This window comes from Ottowia sp., assembly GCF_047975795.1.
Classification (GTDB): Bacteria; Pseudomonadota; Gammaproteobacteria; order Burkholderiales; family Burkholderiaceae_C; genus Ottowia.
Map to the genome: position 1 here is coordinate 35,863 of NZ_JBKEEE010000041.1, position 18,666 is coordinate 54,528.

The 18,666-nt window shown below is 63.2% G+C and carries 15 protein-coding genes and 3 pseudogenes; 9 read left to right on the top strand and 9 right to left on the bottom strand.

Features of this window, described 5'->3' with window-relative positions; all coding sequences use genetic code 11:
• Positions 1 to 18: 18 nt before the first annotated feature.
• Positions 19 to 2,232: a PhoX family protein gene (locus ACK5NW_RS06390; protein ID WP_416926209.1), complete on the bottom strand. Its 2,214-nt coding sequence runs from the start codon at positions 2,230 to 2,232 to the stop codon at positions 19 to 21.
• Positions 2,233 to 2,471: 239 nt separating this feature from the next.
• On the opposite strand from ACK5NW_RS06390, the gene ACK5NW_RS06395 reads away from it, so the two are divergent.
• A complete protein-coding gene (locus ACK5NW_RS06395) occupies positions 2,472 to 3,779 on the top strand; it encodes an MFS transporter (RefSeq protein ID WP_416926211.1) in 1,308 nt (435 codons plus the stop codon).
• A gap of 58 nt (positions 3,780 to 3,837) precedes the next feature.
• A complete protein-coding gene (locus ACK5NW_RS06400; protein WP_416926213.1) occupies positions 3,838 to 4,023 on the top strand; it encodes a hypothetical protein in 186 nt (61 codons plus the stop codon).
• Here ACK5NW_RS06400 and ACK5NW_RS06405 read toward each other — a convergent pair.
• Together ACK5NW_RS06405 and cls are read right to left on the bottom strand one after the other, a co-directional pair.
• Positions 4,020 to 4,739 (bottom strand): TIGR02117 family protein, encoded by a 720-nt coding sequence (locus ACK5NW_RS06405; RefSeq protein ID WP_416926215.1) that lies wholly within the window; start codon positions 4,737 to 4,739, stop codon positions 4,020 to 4,022. The two genes, ACK5NW_RS06400 and ACK5NW_RS06405, sit on opposite strands and share 4 nt — an antisense overlap.
• Positions 4,700 to 6,151: a cardiolipin synthase gene (cls, locus tag ACK5NW_RS06410; RefSeq protein WP_416926240.1), complete on the bottom strand. Its 1,452-nt coding sequence runs from the start codon at positions 6,149 to 6,151 to the stop codon at positions 4,700 to 4,702. The genes ACK5NW_RS06405 and cls overlap by 40 nt, the downstream gene beginning before the upstream one ends.
• Before the next feature lie 88 nt (positions 6,152 to 6,239).
• Between cls and ACK5NW_RS06415 the strand changes: the two genes are divergently transcribed.
• The 3 genes and pseudogenes from ACK5NW_RS06415 (at position 6,240) to purU (ending at position 8,578) form a co-directional block, all read left to right on the top strand.
• Entirely contained in the window at positions 6,240 to 6,794 is a 555-nt protein-coding gene (locus ACK5NW_RS06415) for an NADPH-dependent FMN reductase (RefSeq protein WP_416926217.1), read from the top strand.
• A gap of 52 nt (positions 6,795 to 6,846) precedes the next feature.
• A pseudogene (locus ACK5NW_RS06420) lies at positions 6,847 to 7,754 on the top strand (DMT family transporter).
• The gene (purU, locus tag ACK5NW_RS06425) at positions 7,733 to 8,578 is read left to right on the top strand and encodes a formyltetrahydrofolate deformylase (protein WP_416926219.1); all 846 of its coding nucleotides are present in this window, start codon (positions 7,733 to 7,735) and stop codon (positions 8,576 to 8,578) included. The pseudogene ACK5NW_RS06420 and the gene purU overlap by 22 nt, the downstream one beginning before the upstream one ends.
• Before the next feature lie 414 nt (positions 8,579 to 8,992).
• On the opposite strand, the pseudogene ACK5NW_RS06430 reads toward purU, so the two are convergent.
• The 5 genes and pseudogenes from ACK5NW_RS06430 to tsaB form a co-directional block, all read right to left on the bottom strand.
• Positions 8,993 to 9,130: pseudogene (locus ACK5NW_RS06430) on the bottom strand (IS1380 family transposase); the annotation flags it as partial.
• A 683-nt stretch (positions 9,131 to 9,813) separates the two neighbouring features.
• Positions 9,814 to 9,936 (bottom strand): annotated as a pseudogene (locus ACK5NW_RS06435) (IS5/IS1182 family transposase); the annotation flags it as partial.
• Between the two features lie 196 nt (positions 9,937 to 10,132).
• Positions 10,133 to 11,098, bottom strand: a complete 966-nt coding sequence (locus ACK5NW_RS06440) for a uracil-DNA glycosylase (protein ID WP_416926222.1) — start codon at positions 11,096 to 11,098, stop codon at positions 10,133 to 10,135.
• Positions 11,099 to 11,171: 73 nt separating this feature from the next.
• On the bottom strand, positions 11,172 to 11,723 hold the full coding sequence (gene rimI, locus ACK5NW_RS06445) for a ribosomal protein S18-alanine N-acetyltransferase (protein WP_416926224.1): 552 nt from the start codon (positions 11,721 to 11,723) through the stop codon (positions 11,172 to 11,174).
• Between the two features lie 35 nt (positions 11,724 to 11,758).
• Complete coding sequence (gene tsaB, locus ACK5NW_RS06450) at positions 11,759 to 12,541, bottom strand: tRNA (adenosine(37)-N6)-threonylcarbamoyltransferase complex dimerization subunit type 1 TsaB (RefSeq protein ID WP_416926226.1); 783 nt, start codon at positions 12,539 to 12,541, stop codon at positions 11,759 to 11,761.
• Between the two features lie 193 nt (positions 12,542 to 12,734).
• Between tsaB and dacB the strand changes: the two genes are divergently transcribed.
• From dacB to ACK5NW_RS06470, 4 genes are all read left to right on the top strand, one after another.
• Positions 12,735 to 14,291 carry a D-alanyl-D-alanine carboxypeptidase/D-alanyl-D-alanine-endopeptidase gene (gene dacB, locus ACK5NW_RS06455; protein WP_416926228.1) on the top strand — a complete coding sequence of 519 codons (1,557 nt, stop codon included), beginning with the start codon at positions 12,735 to 12,737 and terminating at the stop codon, positions 14,289 to 14,291.
• Between the two features lie 137 nt (positions 14,292 to 14,428).
• Positions 14,429 to 15,103, top strand: a complete 675-nt coding sequence (locus ACK5NW_RS06460; protein WP_416926230.1) for a response regulator — start codon at positions 14,429 to 14,431, stop codon at positions 15,101 to 15,103.
• 71 nt (positions 15,104 to 15,174) lie between these two features.
• Entirely contained in the window at positions 15,175 to 16,617 is a 1,443-nt protein-coding gene (locus tag ACK5NW_RS06465; protein WP_416926232.1) for a sensor histidine kinase N-terminal domain-containing protein, read from the top strand.
• A gap of 561 nt (positions 16,618 to 17,178) precedes the next feature.
• Complete coding sequence (locus ACK5NW_RS06470; RefSeq protein WP_416926234.1) at positions 17,179 to 17,898, top strand: IPTL-CTERM sorting domain-containing protein; 720 nt, start codon at positions 17,179 to 17,181, stop codon at positions 17,896 to 17,898.
• Between the two features lie 25 nt (positions 17,899 to 17,923).
• Here the strand turns inward: ACK5NW_RS06470 and ACK5NW_RS06475 are convergent, their stop codons facing one another.
• Positions 17,924 to 18,418, bottom strand: a complete 495-nt coding sequence (locus tag ACK5NW_RS06475; protein ID WP_416926236.1) for a GNAT family N-acetyltransferase — start codon at positions 18,416 to 18,418, stop codon at positions 17,924 to 17,926.
• Between the last annotated feature and the right edge of the window lie 248 nt (positions 18,419 to 18,666).

The window sequence follows — 18,666 nt, forward strand, 5'->3', positions numbered from 1 at the left end:
TGGCCATGTCAGCCTTGATCAAAGCGCAATCACACCACCATCGCTGCGGGTGACCACCACAGTGGCCGAGCGCGGGCGCACGCCGCCGTAGCCGTCGGTGCCGGGCCAGCCGCTGGCAAAGGTATTGGCGGCAAAATCGGCGCTGCCTTCGCCGGGATGCTGCACGTTGAACAACAGGGTTTTGCCGTCGGGCGTGACGGCCACGCCGGTGATTTCGCATTCCAGCGGGCCGACCAAAAAGCGCAGCACGGTGTCAGGCGTGGCGTTGGCCCCCTTGTAAGTCACACCGCCGCCTGCTGCCGTGACCTGCCCACCATCGCCCACCTGGCCGGGGATGGCCGCCAGCATCATGCAGTTGGTGGTATCGGTGTACGTGCCGTCATCGGTCTGGATCCACAGCAGGCCGCGCGGGTCGAAGTACAGGCCGTCGGGGCTGGAAAAGTCGTTCACATCGGTCAGGCCCGATAAGTTGACGTCGGCTGCCGCGTCGGCCTGCGCCCCGAACAAGAAAATGTCCCACGCGAACCGGGTCGCACCTTGGCTGCCGCCCTCGCGCCAGCGGATGATGTGGCCGTTGACGTTGCCCGAGCTGGTGGATACGCCACCGTAGGTGTCGGTGTACGAACGCGGGTTGGCGGCATCAACCTGAATTTTGCTGCCGCTGGCGGCCGTAGCGCTGTCCACGCGGTTGCTGTTGTTGGTCAGGGTCATGTAGACCTCGTGGTTGGCGGGGTTGACGCCGCCCCACTCGGGCCGATCCATCTTGGTAGCACCCAGGTGGTCGGCGGCCAGGCGGGCGTGCATCACCACATCGCCCTGGTCGGCAAAGGGGTACAGGGGGTTGCTGGCGTTCAGGCCGTTTTGGCCGTGCGTCAACGCCAGCCAGTCACCCGAACCGTCGGCGTTGAAGCGCGCCACATACAGCGTGCCTTCGTCCAGGTATTTGTCGCCCGCGGCTGCGCCGGTGTTGGTGTCGGCCGGATCCCACACCGCTTTGGAGACGAATTTATAGATGTATTCGCCGCGCGCATCGTCGCCCGAATAGATGACGATGGGCTGTCCGGCCACGGCGGGCGCGGGCCAAGCCCCTTCGTGGTTGAAGCGACCCAGATGGGTGCGCTTGACGGGCGTGCTGTCGGGGCGAAAGGGGTCGATCTCGACCACCCAGCCGAAGGTGTTGAATTCATTGCGAAAGTCTTCTACGGCGCTGGCGGCCGACACTTTGGAGTCCCAGCGGGCGTATTTGTCATCAGCGCCCGCGCTGCTCCAGCGGTAAGGGGCGGTGCGGTTTTCAGGCAGGCCATAGCGGTTGAGGGCCACCACTTCTTCGGCGCTGCGCTGGGCGTTATCGTCCGCGCCACGGCCCAGCACGTTCAGGTAATTTTCCTCGCACGTCAGGTAAGTGCCCCAGGGCGTGTAGCCGCAGGCGCAGTTGTTGTTGGTGCCAAAGGCCACCGTGCCGCCTTCTGACCATTTGGTGACCAGTTTGGCATGGCCCTTGGCCGGGCCGCCCATCACCATGCGCGTGTCGGACGTGATGCGGCGGTTCAAGCGCGAGCCGCGCACCAACGCCAGTGCGGTCGATCCTGCGGCGCGGCGCACTTCGGACACGCTGACGCCGTGGGCCAGGATTTCCTTGTCCACCTCGCTGGCCTCGCGGGCGCTGCCTGCCGTGCGGCCCGCCGGGTGCAGGCCATAGGGCTGCACCACGTATTCATGGTTGACGCACAGCAGGCCGCGCTCAGAGTGGGTGGCGTCGTAGCGGCCTTCGACACTCATGCCGAAGAACACCATGCCGTCGTGGCCGTCGCCCACGCGGCGGGCGTAAGACTCGGGCGTTTCGCTGCCATCATCGGCCCAACTGGCGTCGCCGTATTGCAGCGGATCGCCCAGCGCGTGCAAGATGGCGATCTGGTAGCCCTCTGGCACCGTCACGTGGTCAAGCTGGTTCTTGGCCACGGCGGCAAAGCTCAGGGCCATGCTGGTGGTGGGTTCTTCTGTACCGCCGTTGTCGGTGTCATCGTCATCGTCGCTGCCGCCGCAGGCCGACAGGCCCGCGCTGCCCAGCAGCGCCGCCGTGGTGGCACCAATGCCGCCGCGCAGCGCGCCGCGGCGGTTCAGGCGCGCCTGCATCAAGGCGCTGAAGTGGGGGTTGTTGGAGTGGTTGACGATCTCGTTGTCGTCATAGTGCGACTCGGGGGTGCTTGCAGGGGTGTTTACGGGAGTGCTCATGGGGAGTGACGTTCCTTGTAGTTGATCCACAGCGGCCATGCGGCGCAGCCCGAATGCTGACGGCCAGGTGTGACAAGGCTGTGAAACTTGTATGACCGCTGCATGTCTGGCCAGCGTGCAGCGCCCGCTTCACAGGCTTGATGCGCTGGCGACACCTGCGGCGCGCAAAGGCACGGTGCGCTGGCTAAACTGACCCGGTGCCACCGCCGTCCGAATCTGCCCCACCCAAAGACAGTGCCTTGCCCGCCACTTCGGCACCTGCTGCACCTGCTGCACTTGCTGCGCCTGCTGCATCCGTAGCATTCGGCCCCGGCGGCCTGGGCGAACGTGCGGCCTGGGCCATGCTGTTGGCGCTGGCCTGCGGCTTTACGCTCAGTCAGGCCTACCGCACGTTGGCGGCCATCATGGGGCCGCCGGTAGCGGGCGAGCTGGGGCTGTCGCCACAACAACTGGGGTTATGGGCGGCGGCGTTTCACTTTTCGTTCGGTGCCATGCAGATGGTGATGGGCGTGTCGCTGGATTTGTATGGCGTGCGCCGCACCATTTTGGTGGCCTTTCCCATGACGGTGGCCGGGGCGTTGTTGTCGTCGCAGGCAGATTCTTACGCCCTGCTGATGCTCGGGCAGGCGCTGATTGGCGTGGGCTGCGCGCCCGCGTTTTTGGTCTGCACGGTGTTCATCAGCCGCCACTTCCGGGCTGACCGTTTCACAGCCCTGTCGGGTCTGGTGATGAGCATCAGCGGCCTGGGCGTGCTGGCCACAGCGACGCCGCTGGCGTGGCTGATCGAGGCATCGTCATGGCGCTGGGGGTTTGGCGTGCTGGCCGTCGGCTCGTTGCTGGCCTGGGCGGCCATCTGGCGGCTGGTGCACGAACCCAGCCCGCCCGAAGATGCCGCCCACGACAGCACCGCGCGCCCTTCGGCATTGCAATCGCTGCGCGAGCTGCTGGGCCTGTTTGCGCTGCCGCACACGCTGGGGCTGGTGGCGTATGCGGCGGTGGCGTATGCGGGCTTCATCACCCTGCGCGGTCTGTGGCTGGGGCCGCTGCTGGTCGAGCGCTATGGCTTCAGCCTGGTGCAAAGCGGCAACGTGGCATTGGCGATGACGCTGGCCAGCATGGCCAGCCCGGCCATTTTTGGACGGCTTGACCCCGGTGGCGCACGGCGCATTCAGTGGTTGCTGGTGCTGGCCGTGGTGGCCACATTGATGGTCGGCACCATGGGGCTGGTGCGCCACGCCTGGGTCGACATCAGCCTGGCCGTGGCCTACGGTCTGCTGTCGGGCTATGGCGTGCTGCAATACGGCTACGTGCGCGATGCTTATCCACCGGCCATGCGCGGGCGGGCGCTGTCGCTGTTCACCATGGCGATGTTTCTGGGCATCTCGCTCATGCAGTGGGCCAGCGGCCTGGCCGCCAGCTTAGGCCCCAGCATGGGCGTGGAGCCTTTCACCGCCGCACTGCTGACCATGGCCGCCATGCTGCTGGCCGGAGCCGTGGCGTTCTGGAAGCTGCCGCGCGCACCTTTGGCTGGCGCGCAGATGGCTTGACGCAGGCGGCCTGAAATCGCGCGCACGGCATACTGTGCGGCTGAAAGGAAACCGCACCATGAAACTGCGCCGCACATGGTTGATCGCCTGTATTTTGCTGACCCTGGGCACGCTGACCGCCTGCGTCCACACGCCTGCGTCCTCTGCATCGCCCACCACCAGCGAACAGGCCCGCCCGCAGGGCCACTCTGGTATCACGGTGTACGGAACGGCTGACGGTGGCGTGGGGCGGGTGTCGCGTTAATCGCTGATGCGAAGAGCTGGCGGCTTGGGACAGGCCGCTTTGTCAGCCTCAGGCAACGCCACCAAAAACGCCATGATGCTGCCTGCGGTCAGCTTGAAGGTGGGGTCAATGTCAAACCCGGCGCTTTTCAAGCCCTTGGCCGTCCATTTGTTGCAGGTGTTGAGCGCGTAGTAATCGCCCACGCCGCGGTAAAACTGGCTGTCGCCGTACAGGCCGGTCTTCATCGGCTGAACGTTGCCCGCCAAGTCTGTGGAAAAACTGTGGGCGATGTAATCGACCAGCCGCGCATAGCGGTTGGCGTGCAGACAAAAAGACTGGCTTTGGCTGTGCGGGAAAAAGGTGCTCGGCTTTTCCGGCAAACCCACCACGTGCATGACCGATCCGGTGGGCCAGAACATGGCTTGCAGCGTCAGGCCGGTGGTAATTTCTTCGGCCTGGTAAAAGCCCTGGTCGCCCCAGCCAAACTCCAGATAAGGCGCATCGGCAAAGCGCTGGCCCAGCGCGGGTATGGCCAGGCGCATGGCGTCCGCCGGGAGCACCAGGCCGGTGTGCCAGCCATGACTGACCACCACCACGTCTTCAGGTGCAGGCCATGCCAGACCGGTGCGCTCGACCACATGCGGCGCAGACGAACAGCCGACCAGAAACAGCAGCAGCGTCAGCAGCCATGCCGCCCTCACAGCACCGGCCCCAGCGCGGCCAGCGTGTTGTTCCACATGCGCCGCCACCAGGGCCAGGCCTGCACCTGGGCCGGGGTAACCGGCACGGCCTGGGCGATGTAGGCGTGCTGGCGCTGAAGCACGGCGGCGGTGGCGGCGCTGTCGTGCAGCAACACGTTGTTTTCAAAGTTCAAGTCAAAGCTGCGTAAATCAAGGTTGGTCGATCCCATGAAAGTCACTTCCCCATCCACGGTCAGCGTTTTGGCATGCAGCAGGCCACCCTGGTATTCGTGGATTTGCACCCCCGCGGCCAACAATCGCGGGTAATGGCTGCGGCTGGCACTGGCCACAATCCATGAATCGTTGCGCTGCGGAAACACCATGCGCACCTGCACCCCGCGCCAGGCGGCGGCGCACAACGCTTCGAGCACGGTGGCGTCGGGCACGAAATACGGCGTGGAAATGGTGACCGAAGTGCGTGCGTTGGCAATCAGCGTGCTGACCAGTTGCGGCGTGGCGCGGCGGCGCACCGTGGGGCCTTCGCCCACCACCTGGGCCACAAAGCCGCCATCCAGCGGCTCGGCAGGCACGGCAAAGGCGTCCAGCGACTCGTCGGTGACCTGCATCCAGTCGGTGGCAAACAGCAGTTGCATTTGCGTCACCAGCGGGCCTTGCAGGCGCATCATGATGTCAACCCACGGGGCAAATCTGGCTTTGACGGCAAATGCCTCGCCCGCGCAGTTCTGGCTGCCCACGTAGGTGATGCGCCCGTCGATCAGCGTGATCTTGCGGTGGTTGCGCAAATCGATGCGGCTAGTCAGCATCACCTTGATCGGATGGTCAACCGGCAGCGCCACCGCCACGTGCACGCCAGCATCGCGCATTTGCTGCCACAGCGCTGTTTTGGCAAAAGCGCGCGAGCCCAGCCCGTCGATCATGGCGCGGCACACCACGCCACGGCGCGCAGCGCGCATCAGTGCCTGCGCCATGTCGGTGCCGGTGTGGTCGTCCAGCCAGATGTAGTACAGCACGTTGATCTGGTGCTGGGCAGCGTCAAAATCAGCCAGCATGCGCGCGCGCGCGGCTGCGCCATCGGCCATCAGTTCGCTGCGGTTGCCCGCCACCGGGTAAAAGCCGTTGATGGACGCGGCGTAGCTGAACACGCCCTGCCAGCGCGCAGGCACCAGTTGGCTGATGTTGCCGGGTGCGCCCATCACGCGGGCAGCAGCGGCATCATCAGCCTGGCGTTCGTGCACCAGCTCGCGCACGCGCTGGTGGCGACCCAGCACGGTGCGGCCAATATTGGCCTCGCCCAGCAAAAAGTACAGCAGGCAACCCACATAAGGCAGCAGGATCAGCACCATGATCCAGGCCATGCGCACGTCCGACGACAAGTCGTCGCGCACCAGAACGCGGGCCGAAAAGCCGACGATCAGCAGCACATGAAAGGCCAGCAGCAGCGAAGTCAATGTCATGGTGAGCGGTGAATGGACCAAGATCAAAACGCCATTGTGGCCCCTAAAATGCCTGCCCACCGATACACCCTGAAGCTTTGCGATGACCCGCATCCTGATTGTTTCCGGCAGCCTGCGCGCTGGCTCTTTCAACACCGCCTTGGCGCGCACGGCGCAGCAACTGGCACCGGGCGGTGTGCAGGTGGACGTGGCCACGCTGCACGGCATTGCGCTGTACGACGGCGACACGGAAGCGCGCGAGGGCATTCCGGCCGCCGTGCTGGCGTTGAAAGAGCGCGTGTTGGCCGCCGACGGCCTGTTGCTGGCCACGCCCGAATACAACAACGGCGTGCCGGGGGTGCTCAAAAACGGCATCGACTGGTTGTCGCGCGCCGACCTGAAAGCGGTGTTTGGCGGCAGGCCCGTGGGCTTGATGGGCGCATCACCCAGCGGTTTTGGCACGCTGCTGTCGCAAGCGGCGTGGCTGGCGACGCTGAAGTCACTGGGCGCACAGGTGTACAGCGGCAGTGCGTTGATGGTGTCCCGCGCGCACACGGTGTTTGACGCCCAAGGGCAGTTGACCGACGAACGCACACGCCAGTTGCTGACCGACTTTGTGGCGGACTTTGCCGCGTTTGTGCAGCAGCAGCGTCGCTGAGCGCACTTATCGATCGCACTTATTGATCACACTTATTGACCGCGCCTGCGCAATGACCACCCCCGCCACCCACCGCCGCGCCAACGCACTGGCACTGGCCACCATTGCCCTGTGGGCGTCGCTGGCGGCATTGGGCGCGGCGCTCCAACACGTGCCACCGTTTTTGCTCACCGGACTCGGGCTGCTGGCGGGCAGCCTGATCGCGCTGCCCATGGTGCGCTTTGACGTACGCCGCCTGGCCGTGCCCTGGCCGACACTGGCGATCGGCGTGTACGGACTGTTCAGCTTTCACCTGCTGCTGTTCACCGCACGGGCAACGCCCCGCCGGTCGAGACCAACCTGATCAACTACCTGTGGCCGCTGGGCATTGTGCTGATGGCACCGCTGCTGCTGCCCGGCGTGCGGCTGACACGCCTGCACGTACTGGCCGCACTGACCGGTTTTGCCGGGGCAGCCATCGCCATTTTGGGGCGATCAGACGCTGGAGCATCTTCGCCCGAACCTGCATCCGGCAATGCCTTGCTGGGCTATGCGTGTGCGTGCGGCGCGGCACTGGTGTGGTCCAGCTATTCGCTGCTGACCAAGCGGCTGGCACTGACCGGGTGCAACTTTCCCACCGCCGCCATCGGCAGCTTTGGCGTGGTGTCTGGCGCACTGGCGCTGGTGTGCCACCTGCTGTGGGAGCCGCACGTCGATTTGACCGTGCGCGATGGGCTGCTGATCGCCGCACTGGGTGCAGGCCCGCTGGGTGGAGCGTTCTTTTTGTGGGACAAGGCGCTGAAGCTGGGCGACGCACGCCAAATTGGCGTGCTCAGCTACCTCACGCCACTGCTGTCCACCCTGATGCTGCTGTGGAGCACCGGCCAGTCCCTGAGCTGGAACGTGGGTTTGGCCACGCTGATGATTCTGGGCGCTGCCGCCTGCGACAATGCGCGCCCATGGCACATATCTACATCCTGACCCTGTCTTGCCCTGACCGCACCGGCATCGTGCATGCCGTCTCGGGTTTTTTGCTGGAGCGCGGCGGCAACATTGAAGAAGCGGCGCAGTTCAACGACGCGGGCACGGGCCTGTTTTTCATGCGCGTGCAATTTGCTTGCCCGCAGCCGGGTGCAGAACTGCGCGAACAAATGGGCGCACTGGCGGCTGATTTCAACATGGCCTGGCAGTTGCACGAACGTGCCCAGCCCATGCGCTGCGTAATCTTCGTCAGCCGCGAAGGCCATTGCCTGAACGACTTGCTGTTCCGCTGGAAAAGCGGCCTGCTGCCGCTGGACATTCGCGCCATCATCAGCAATCACCGCGACTTTTATCAACTGGCGGCCAGCTACAACGTGCCGTTCCACCACATCGCGGTCAGCAAGGACAACAAAGCCCAGGCCGAGGCACGGCAGCTTGAAATCATTCAAAGCGAAGGCGCAGACCTGGTGGTGCTGGCGCGCTACATGCAAATTTTGTCTGACATCATGTGCCAGCAACTGGCCGGGCGCGCCATCAACATCCACCACAGTTTCTTGCCCAGCTTCAAAGGGGCCAAGCCGTATTACCAGGCGCACGACCGCGGCGTGAAACTGATTGGAGCCACCGCGCACTACGTCACCGCCGATCTGGACGAAGGCCCCATCATCGAACAAGACGTGGCCCGCGTGGACCACACCGACGACGTGGAAGACCTCACGGCCGCAGGCCGCGACACCGAAAGCCAAGTACTGGCCCGGGCAGTGAAGTGGCACAGCGAACACCGGGTGCTGATCAACGGGCACCGCACGGTGGTGTTCAGGTAGCTGCCGGTCCCCATGGCCTCCGCCGATACATCACGACATCTATGGCGCAGCCGATTTGTCTGCCATCGGCCAGGCCGACTTGGCGCAGATTGCCTTGGCTGTCGTAGCTGTAGCTGGTGAGTTACCGCTGGGGATGTTTTTTAGCTCAGATCGCCTACGGCGTTGCAGTTGTAGGTGTTGCCGCACCAGCTTTTCAACTGGTCTTGGTTGTTGTAGGTGGCGATGGTAGTGCCGTTTTTTTGGGTGCGGTTGCCGTTGGCGTCGTAGGCTCAGGTGGGTGGCACGCCTGATCTTTGCCCTTGTATCCAATACTGTTTGATATAGCAAAAGGCAAGACCCTTGTGGCCCGATCTTCATGCCCAGCACGGCGGCGTTGATGCGCTCGGCCAGATCGAACCAGGCAGCCGCATGGGTGTCCAGGCGCTGGCGCAAAGTGGCCGACGAGGGCACGGCACGCAGACCCAAGGCCTGTGCAAAGAAGGTATCGCAGCGCGAGCCCTCGATGGCCTCGAAGTCGTTCTTGCCCAGTCTCAGCAGGCCCAGGTAGCTTTTGAGGATGTCACTGTTGGCGATGCCGCCTCGCTTGGCCTGCACCGGGTAGTGCGGATCGACCAGGGCATTGAGGTCGATACGCTTGAGGTATTTGCCGATCAAGGCTAGCCCGGCCTGGTTGCTCAAGTCGTAGGGAAGTTGTTTGATAAGAAAATCGGTCATCGAAACTTTCACCTGCAGGGTGAAACCAAGATGCGGGGTAAGCTGTTGATTTCAATGTGGAATCAGCACTTTTACGACCTTGAGATCGCGGATTCAGGTTAATGACATTGAGCTCGACAGGGGATCAGTATCGCAATTTCAAGAGGTTTGATTTCCGATCAATAACACGCTCTAAAATAAAGAATATAAAAATTCGAAAAATACACAATAAATCAAACAAACCAAGAACCCAACGCTATAAGCAATTAACCAAAATGGATCCAAATATCCAACTAGAAGAAAATTTATCAACTGAACCAGGACGGAACCAAGAATTGCAGCACCTAACACCCTAACAAAACCATTCACTCTTAGAAATAAAATCCAAATGACTAAACTTGTAGCAAAAAGGTAGAAATACACGATCATATTCTATATTTTACCTCAGCATCTTGGGCATTTTTTGCGCCTCATCGAATGGGCCTTTGCCATTTTTTAACCACATCACAATAAAAATTAGCTATTGTCATCAATCAGGCCCCCAAGTGGTCAAAGTCGATGTGACGAGCGATGAGTTTCAGTGAATCGCCCAGCACATCGATCTTGCGCTTGTGCGCGTCGTCAGTGAATAGGTCAAGCTTCAGGGCGCTGCGTGGTTGGGGCATGATGCGGGGATCAGTACTTCAAAGTGGTCTCGGTTGGAGACTGGGGGTTTTTAGATGTTCCTTATAAAAATGAGGGGCAGAGCAATCTTTCTGCTGCGGCGATCAAGATAAAGTCCGTAACCAACGGCAATAATCCTAATCATTAATAATAATTATTTGAGATATTTTGTATTTGTTCGCAATATTACAAAATAAGTCAGACATTCTCGCTGCGTGCCACTTTCATGGCCAAACACAAATCAGCCCAGGCCTTGGCTTTTTCAGGCAAAGCGCGCAACAGGTAGGCGGGGTGATAGGTCACGATCACCGGCACGCCTTCGTAGTGGTGCACGCGCTGGCGCAGGCGGCCAATCGGCTCTTGGGTATTCAGCAGCGACTGCACGGCAAAGCGGCCCATGGCCAAGATGATGCGCGGCTGCACCAGCGCCACCTGGCGGCGCAAATAAGGCTCGCACTGCGCCACTTCATCGGGTTGCGGGTTGCGGTTGGCGGGCGGGCGGCATTTGAGCACGTTGGCGATGTAGACCCCTTGTTTTTTGGTGCCTTTATGGTCGTTATCACTTGTCTGATCTACGGATAAAGCTATGGATTCAGAAGCAATTTCGGTTGGTTGGCTGGCCTGCCGCGACAGCCCGATGGCGGCCAGCATGGCGTCCAGCAACTGGCCCGCCGGGCCGACGAAGGGCTGGCCCTGGCGGTCTTCGTTTTCGCCCGGCGCTTCGCCCACCACCATCCAGTCGGCGTTGCGGCTGCCCGCGCCAAACACCGCCTGCGTGCGGCTGTCGCACAGGCCACAGGCGCGGCAGGCGGCCACGGCGGATTCAAGTTGCGCCCAGTCCATGGCCTCGATGCCTTCGGGGCGCGGCGTCAAAGCGATGGTGGGGGCTGGAGTGGGCTGGGTGGGTGCGGCAGATGCTGCCCGCTTTGCTGCGGGGCGCTCGCGTGCCTCAGAGGAGGTCACCCCGGCGGATGAGGATGGGGCGGCTGCACCGGTGACGGCATCTTCAGCTTGTTTTTGGACTTTGGAGCCAATGGGTTGGGCGCTATCAGCTATTCTTTTGGCAGCACTCTGAGTGGTTGGATCAGGCGCGCGCGGTGCCCACACCTTGACGCCCATCTCGGCCAGCATGGCGCGTTGGCGATCGCCGAGCAGCAAGGTCATGGCGCGGTCTCCTGCGTGGCGTTGCAGACGCGCACCGCAAACCCGGCACTTATTGCAGCACGCATGCTTGTGCTTAGCCCTGCGCTGATGCTGGCCGTGAGAGCGGCAGACTCATGACCACGGCATCTTCGCGCTCGCCGTGGCGCAGCGGATAGTAGTTTTTGCGCAGGCCCACGCGGGAAAAGCCGTGGGCCAGATACACCTTTTGCGCGCGCGCGTTGCTGGCGCGCACTTCCAGCCACAACCATTCGGCCTGCTGCCCGCGCGACCACAGCGCCAGCGCGTCCAGCATCACCAGCGCCCAGCCCTGACGCTGGTAGTCCGGTGCTACGGTGATGTTGAGCAAATGCACTTCCTGATGGCCCGCCATCGCCACAAAGTAGCCCAACAACGTATCGCCCGCCATCAGGCACTGGGCCTGATGGCCTGCCGCCAGCGAATCGGTGAAGTGGCGGCGCGACCAAGGGTGGCTGTAAGCGCGTGCTTCGACCGCCAGCACAGCGTCGATCAGCGCAGGCGTCAGCGGCGTGAACTTGGCCTCGATGCTGGGCACAGCCAGTGGTGAGGGTGCAGGCACGGGCACGGGTGCAGGTGCAGGCGCGGAAGGGGGAACAGTGGCGCTCATGGCTAAAACATTTCAGGCCCGCAGCAGAAGGCATGTCAGCGCACTCCGGTCTGTGCGGCGCGGGCTGCGTGGGCGGCACGCTCGGCGGTAGTCTGGGCCACCTTGTCGCGGATGTAGAGCGGCAGCGCTTGTTCGGCGGACACGGCCCGACCGGCGGCCAGCAGCGCCGGGGCCAAGTCCAGCAAGGCCGTGGCTTCGGGCAGGGCAGGCCAGCGCGGCAGCGCTTGCAGCGCGGCGGGCAGGCGTTGCAGGTATTCGCCCGCAAATGCATTGCCTGCCAGCGCCCAGCCGTCCGGGGCGGCCCCGGCGGGCAAGGTCAGCGCTTCGGGCGGGCCAACGCTCAGATCGCCCGGAATGTCGGCATGTGCGTGCATTTGCCAGCTCTGAGCGCCGTCGTCGTAAACGTAAGGCGCGCTGTACACCTCGGACATGCGCGCGTCCAGCAGCGCCAGCACGCGCTGCACGCCGTGCCGCTGGCGCGCGCATTCGGCCACGGCCAGCAGGGTATCAACCGGCAACACCGGCACGCTGGCCCCATCGGGCTGGGTAGTGCCGAACGCCAGCCCCTGCGCCACCGAGCACGCCGTGCGCAGCCCGGTGAACGAACCCGGCCCACGCCCGAACACCACCGCGTGCAGATCAGGCAGCGCCAACCCCGCCTGGCCCAGCAAGCGCAGCACGGCGGGAATCAGCGTGCTGGACGCCTGTGCGCCGCCGGGGCCACAGTGCGCCCAGCGCTGTCCGTCGGCGCGCTGTACGGCGACCGACATCTGTTCGGTGCTGGTGTCAAACGCCAGCAGGTTCGCCAACGCACTCATGGGGCTTGATACTTTATGTGTTTTAAGGACTGGATGCCTGACAGTATGGCGTGTGCAGATATTGTTTTTATAGCAACAACCATGCAGTAGATACCAGAGGATGCGCCAGATTATCCTCGGCCCCGTGATTTCTGGCCGCCTGCGTCGTAACGCTCGGCCGCCAGTTACCCCGCCATCCTCGTAGACTCAGGCGGTGACTTTTTCATCCAACTGCTTTTCTCCTTCCGCTCTGGTGCCGCGCATCGGCCTGTGCCTGGCGCTGTGCGCTGCGCTGCCTGCACAGGCGCAGTCCAGCGCAGTAACCCCCGCATACACCGCCCTGCCCGCCGACATTGCCGATGCGCTGGCCCGCGCCCAGGTGCCTGCTGCCAGCGTCAGCATGGTGGTGGCTCCGCTACCACCCCCGCCCGGCACCGTCAGCCGCGTGCCCGAACCTGTGAGCCCCAGCGGCGAAGCCAACGCGCAACCCGCCCCTGAGCCGCTGCCCGCGCCGCGCCTGGACTGGCAGGGCCAGGTGCCGATGAACCCGGCCTCGGTGATGAAGCTGGTCACCACCTATGCCGCGCTGGACATGCTGGGGCCGCATTACTTCTGGAAGACCCGTTTGTTCACGCAAGGGCCGGTTCAAAACGGCGTGCTCAAGGGCAACCTGCTGATTCAAGGCAGCGGCGATCCCAAGCTGGTGGTCGAGCGCCTGCACGATCTGATGCTGGCCGTGCAGGACAAAGGCGTGCGTCAGATCGAGGGCGATATTTTGCTGGACAACAGCATCTTCCGACTGCCGCCGCACGATGCCGCGGCCTTTGATGATGACCCGCTGCGCCCGTACAACGCCGGGCCAGATGGGCTGCTGCTCAACTTCAAGGCGCTGGTGTTCAAGTTTTTTCCTGACGCGCGCACGCGCACTGTTCGCGTGGAAAGCGAGCCGCCCATTGCCAGTGTCAGCATTCCCGCCACCGTGGCGGCGGCCAAAGGCGGGTGCGGCAACTGGCGCAGCAAGCTGGCGGCGGACTTTACCGACCCCAACCGCATCACGTTCAGCGGGCGCTTCCCGCGCAGTTGTGGCGAGCAGAACTGGGGCGTGGCCTATGTCGATCCGGACAGTTACGCCCCGCGCGTGATCGACGCCATGTGGCGCGGCGCAGGCGGACAGTTGAGCGGCCAGGTCAAGTGGATGAAAGGCGCGGCCAAGGGGCAGCCGCTGGTGACGGGCCTGTCGCTGCCGCTGGTGGACATCATTGGCGACATCAATCGCTACTCCAACAACGTGATGGCGCAGCAGTTGTTTTTGACCCTGTCGGCCGCGGGCGACCGGCGCGGCAGCTTTGCCGAATCGCGCAACATGCTGGCCCGCTGGTGGCGCCAGCGTTTTGGCATGCGCACCGCACCGCTGGTGGAAAACGGCTCGGGCCTGTCGCGCCAGGGGCGGGTGACGGCCGCGTCGCTGTCGGCGCTGTTGCAGCAGGCGGCGGGCAGCCCGAACGGGCAGGTGTTTGAGCAGTCGATGTCGGTGGCGGGCATCAACGGCACCGCGCGCAGCATGGCGGCGCGCAATCCCGGCTCAGAAGCCATTGGCAATGCGGTGCTCAAAACCGGCACGCTGCGCGACGTGGCGGCGGTGGCGGGCTATGCCTGGGGCCGCTCGGGCCAGAAATACGCGGTGGTCGGCCTGATCAACCACCCCAACGCCAGCGCTGCCCGGCCCGCGCTGGACAAGCTGGTGGAATGGGCGGTGCAGGACACGCCATAGCCGCCGTGACTGCCGCCGCGCCTGTGTGCAACGACCCGCGCCGCAATGGCTTGTGTACAAATCTAGAATGTGCGACACCACAAGGGCAGCACACGCGCGCCTGACAATTTGCCCCACCTTCAGGAGACACCCTCACCATGCGCATTCTCATTGCCGAAGACGACCAGGTGCTGGCCGACGGCCTGATGCGCAGTCTGCGCAACGCGGGCGCGGCGGTTGACCACGTGGCCAGCGGTAGCGAAGCCGACGCGGCGTTGATGACCAACACCGAGTTTGATTTGCTGATCCTCGATCTGGGCTTGCCCAAAATGCACGGGCTGGAAGTGCTCAAACGCCTGCGCGCGCGCGGCCAAGCCTTGCCGGTGCTGATCCTCACTGCGGCTGATGGTGTCGAAGAGCGCGTCAAGGGGCTGGATTTGGGGGCCGACGACTACATGGCCAAACCCTTTGCCTTGACCGAGCTGGAAGCGCGAGTGCGCGCCCTGACCCGGCGCGGTATGGGCGCGGCCACCTCGGTCATCAAACACGGCCCACTGGAATACGACCAGACCGGACGCGTCGCCAGCATCGACGGCAAGATGGTCGAGCTGTCGGCGCGCGAGCTGGGTCTGCTGGAGGTGCTGCTGCAACGCTCAGGCCGCCTGGTCAGCAAAGAACAGTTGGTCGAGCGCCTGTGCGAGTGGGGTGAGGAAGTGAGCAACAACGCCATCGAGGTCTACATCCACCGCCTGCGCAAAAAAATCGAGAAAGGCCCGATCCGCATCGCCACCGTGCGCGGGCTGGGTTATTGTCTGGAAAAAATTTCAGCCTGAAACAAGCGTTTAGCGCCTGAACCACATGCGTCGACAGCGATTGATTTGATGGCAAATTTGGTGAGCATGGCGTGAAAATCTTTCAGCGCACCCAGCGTTCACTGTTTGGCGAAATCCTCGACTGGATGCTCACCCCGCTGCTGCTGCTGTGGCCGGTGAGCCTGGCGCTGACCTGGCTGGTGGCCCAAAACCTGGCCAACAAACCGTTTGACCGCGCACTGGTCTACAACGTGCAGGCGCTGGCGCAGTTCATCCGCGTGGGGCCGGGCAGCACGCCGCGGGTGCGCTTTTCGCTGCCGCAACCAGCCAGCGAGCTGCTGCGCGCCGACGACGCCGACAACGTGTATTACCAGGTGCGCGGCCCTGGTGACGAGGTGCTGTCGGGCGAGCGCGACTTGCCCGTGCCCGAGCAGCCCCCCGTGTTCGATACCGATCAACTGGCCGAGCCTGAGCTGCGCGATGCCGAATTCCGTGGCCTGCCGGTGCGCGTGGCCGCGCTGTGGGTGCCGCTGGAAGACGCCAAGGCTTACGCGCTGGTGCAAGTGGCTGAAACGCGCGAAAAGCGCAGCGTGCTGGCGGCCGAAATCATCAAGGGCGTGATGCTGCCGCAGTTCGCCATCCTGCCGCTGGCGGTGCTGCTGGTGTGGTGGGCGCTGGTGCGCGGCATCAAGCCGCTGTCGCAACTGGAAAAGCGCATTCGCCAGCGCCGCCCGGACGATTTGTCGCCGCTGGACGAACACGCCGTACCGCACGAAGTGGGGCCGCTGGTGGCTTCGGTCAACGATTTGCTGACGCGGCTGAAAGAGTCGATTGCCACGCAAAAGCGTTTTCTGGCCGACGCGGCGCATCAGCTCAAAACGCCGCTGGCGGGCTTGCGCATGCAGGCCGATCTGGCCCAGCGCGAAGGCTCCAGCGCTGAAGATTTAAAGCAGTCGCTGCAACAAATAGGCCATGCCAGCGTGCGCGCCACCCACACCGTCAACCAGTTGCTGGCACTGGCGCGCGCCGAAGGCGGCGGCGCGGCGCTGGCGCAGCAGCCGTGCGATCTGGTGGCATTGACGATGGACGTGGTGCGCGAAGCCGTGCCACGTGCGCTGGAGCGCCGCCTCGACCTGGGCTACGAAGGCCCGTCGCCGGGCGGTGCCGCTTTGGTGCGGCAAGGCAACCCCACCTTGCTGACCGAGATGATCCGCAACCTGGTGGACAACGCCCTGAATTACACCCCGTCCACGCCCGAGCGCACAGGTGTGGTCACAGTGCGCATCCTGCACGATCCGTTCAGCCACGCCATCACTTTGCAAGTGGAAGACAACGGTCTGGGCGTGTCCGAGGCCGAACGCGCACGCATCTTCGAGCCGTTTTACCGCACGCTGGACACCCACGTGGACGGCTCCGGCCTGGGCCTGCCCATCGTGCAGGAAATTGCCCAGCAGCACGGTGCGCAAGTCAGCGTGGACGATGCACAGCCCGGCCAGACGCCGCCAGGGGCGTGCTTTACGGTGCGGTTTTTATAAATACAGGCGGCACTGATACTATTTTTATATTACTTTAAATAAAGGTAACTATCTCCAACTCAGCGGACGGTTCAAAACAAAGGGCACATGGTCTGGTGGGCAGGCCAGCATGATTGGAAAATCAAGGGGTTGACGCAGGGCTGATGCTCCGAACAGAGAATTTATTTACAAAATTCTATAAAAAACTTTTTCACCTTCAAGAGAGTTGTTTGCTTTACTTTACATTTCTTGGTTCCAATGGTTCAAAAACGAGGAGTTTTGATGTCTATTCATAATCATCAGAGGCTTTTAAGGGGTTCGGTACATCTGGGCCGCGCAGGAATATTGGCAGCGCTGTTGGTCCCATTAGTGTCGCAGGCGGCCACACAGAGCTACACCGCCCCAGGTACTTACACTTGGACGGTGCCAGCAGGAGTAACCAGCCTAGATGTGACTGCCACTGGTGGTGGCGGTGCAGGAGGTAATGGCAATGGCTCAAATGGTAGCGGTGGTGGTCCGGGTGGCATGGGTGGAGCAGGCGGTGTCGTTACTAACGCTAGTTGGTCTGTTACCCCTGGACAGGTGATTAACATCGTGGTCGGTGGTGGCGGCAGCGTCATGGCCGCGCCTTACGCGGGTGGTGGTGGTGGTGGTGGTGCCAGCAGCCTAAATACTGGCAGTGCCTGGATCATCGCAGGCGGCGGTGGCGGTGGAGCAATCTACGGTACGGCCGCTGGCGGAGCCGGATGTGGTGCCGCAGGGGACAACGGGGCAGACCTGCTGCCTGGTCCCATAACTGGTGCCCAGGGCGGCACTGGCGGTAGCGGTGGTGTTGGTGGCATCGGTGGATTGGGTGTTTCTGGATCGACTTTCTTGGCCGGTACCGATGGCAGCTCCGGCAATGGCGGTCCAGGTGGCGCAGGTGCCTCCAGCCCCGCAGATCTCACCACTGGTGGCTCAGGGTCGGGAGCAGGAATCGGTGGTGATGGTGGCAGTGGCGGCGGCAGCGGCGGCGGCGGCGGCGGCGGTGGCTATGGCGGCGGCGGCGGTGGCGGCAGTATGGGATCTGGGGAAAACGCTGGCGGTGGCGGCGGTGGCGGCAGTACTGGCGGTAGCTGCATTGCTGGTAGCAATGGCGGCGCATTGGCGGCTAATGGCGGAGACGGTGCGGTCAGCTTTGACTATCAAATCAGCGCACCATCCGGGACCGTAGCTGCCGTTCCCAGTCTGGATATCTGGGGTCTGCTGGGCTTAGGGGTGCTTGCCGCAGGTTTAGGTGTGCGCCGCTTGCGCAGGGCATAGATGAAAAGCCTAGGCGGCTATACGCCTAGGCCAGATCGACCTTCAGGTAATGGGCCCCCGGCAGGGGGTTGTGGTAGTAGGGCGGGATTTCCTCAAAGCCCAGGTCTTCGTACAGCGCACGGGCTGATTCCATGTCGTCCAGCGTGTCCAGCAGCACGGTGTGGTAGCCCATGCGCACCGCCGCTTCCAGCACGGCCTCGGCCAACTGGCGGCCCAGCCCAAAGCCGCGAAACGCCTTGGACACGTAAAGCCGCTTCATCTCGGCGGCGATGGTGTAGTCCACGTCATCAATGGCCCGCAGACCGCAGCAGCCGGCCACTTGGCCATCGACCAACGCCAGCAGCAGCGTGCCGCGCGGCTCGGCGTAGTCGCCGGGCAGGCTGTCCAGCTCTTGCTGAAAGTCCTGAAAGTCCAGGTTCACGGCCAAGTCGCGGGCGTAATCTAGAAACAACTGGCGTGCGACATCGATGTCTTGCGGCGTTTGCGCGGGCACGATGTGGATCGGCGGTGGGGTGTCCATGAATGGCAATGGTCGGCAAATGGCAAAAAACAGTGTAGCGCAGCGGCAGGCCACGGTTGGTGCCGCAGACCGACGCATAATACATCTGCCGCGTCAACTGCTGGCACCTTCCTGAGATCGGGAATTTGCCTCAAAATCCGCCCACTTTATCGCCCAGACCCATCCCGGTCATCGACTTAGGGACGGTCTGCAAAAGTCAGCCCCATGACGGCCTGATCTGAGACAGTGGAGCGATGCACCAGACAAGC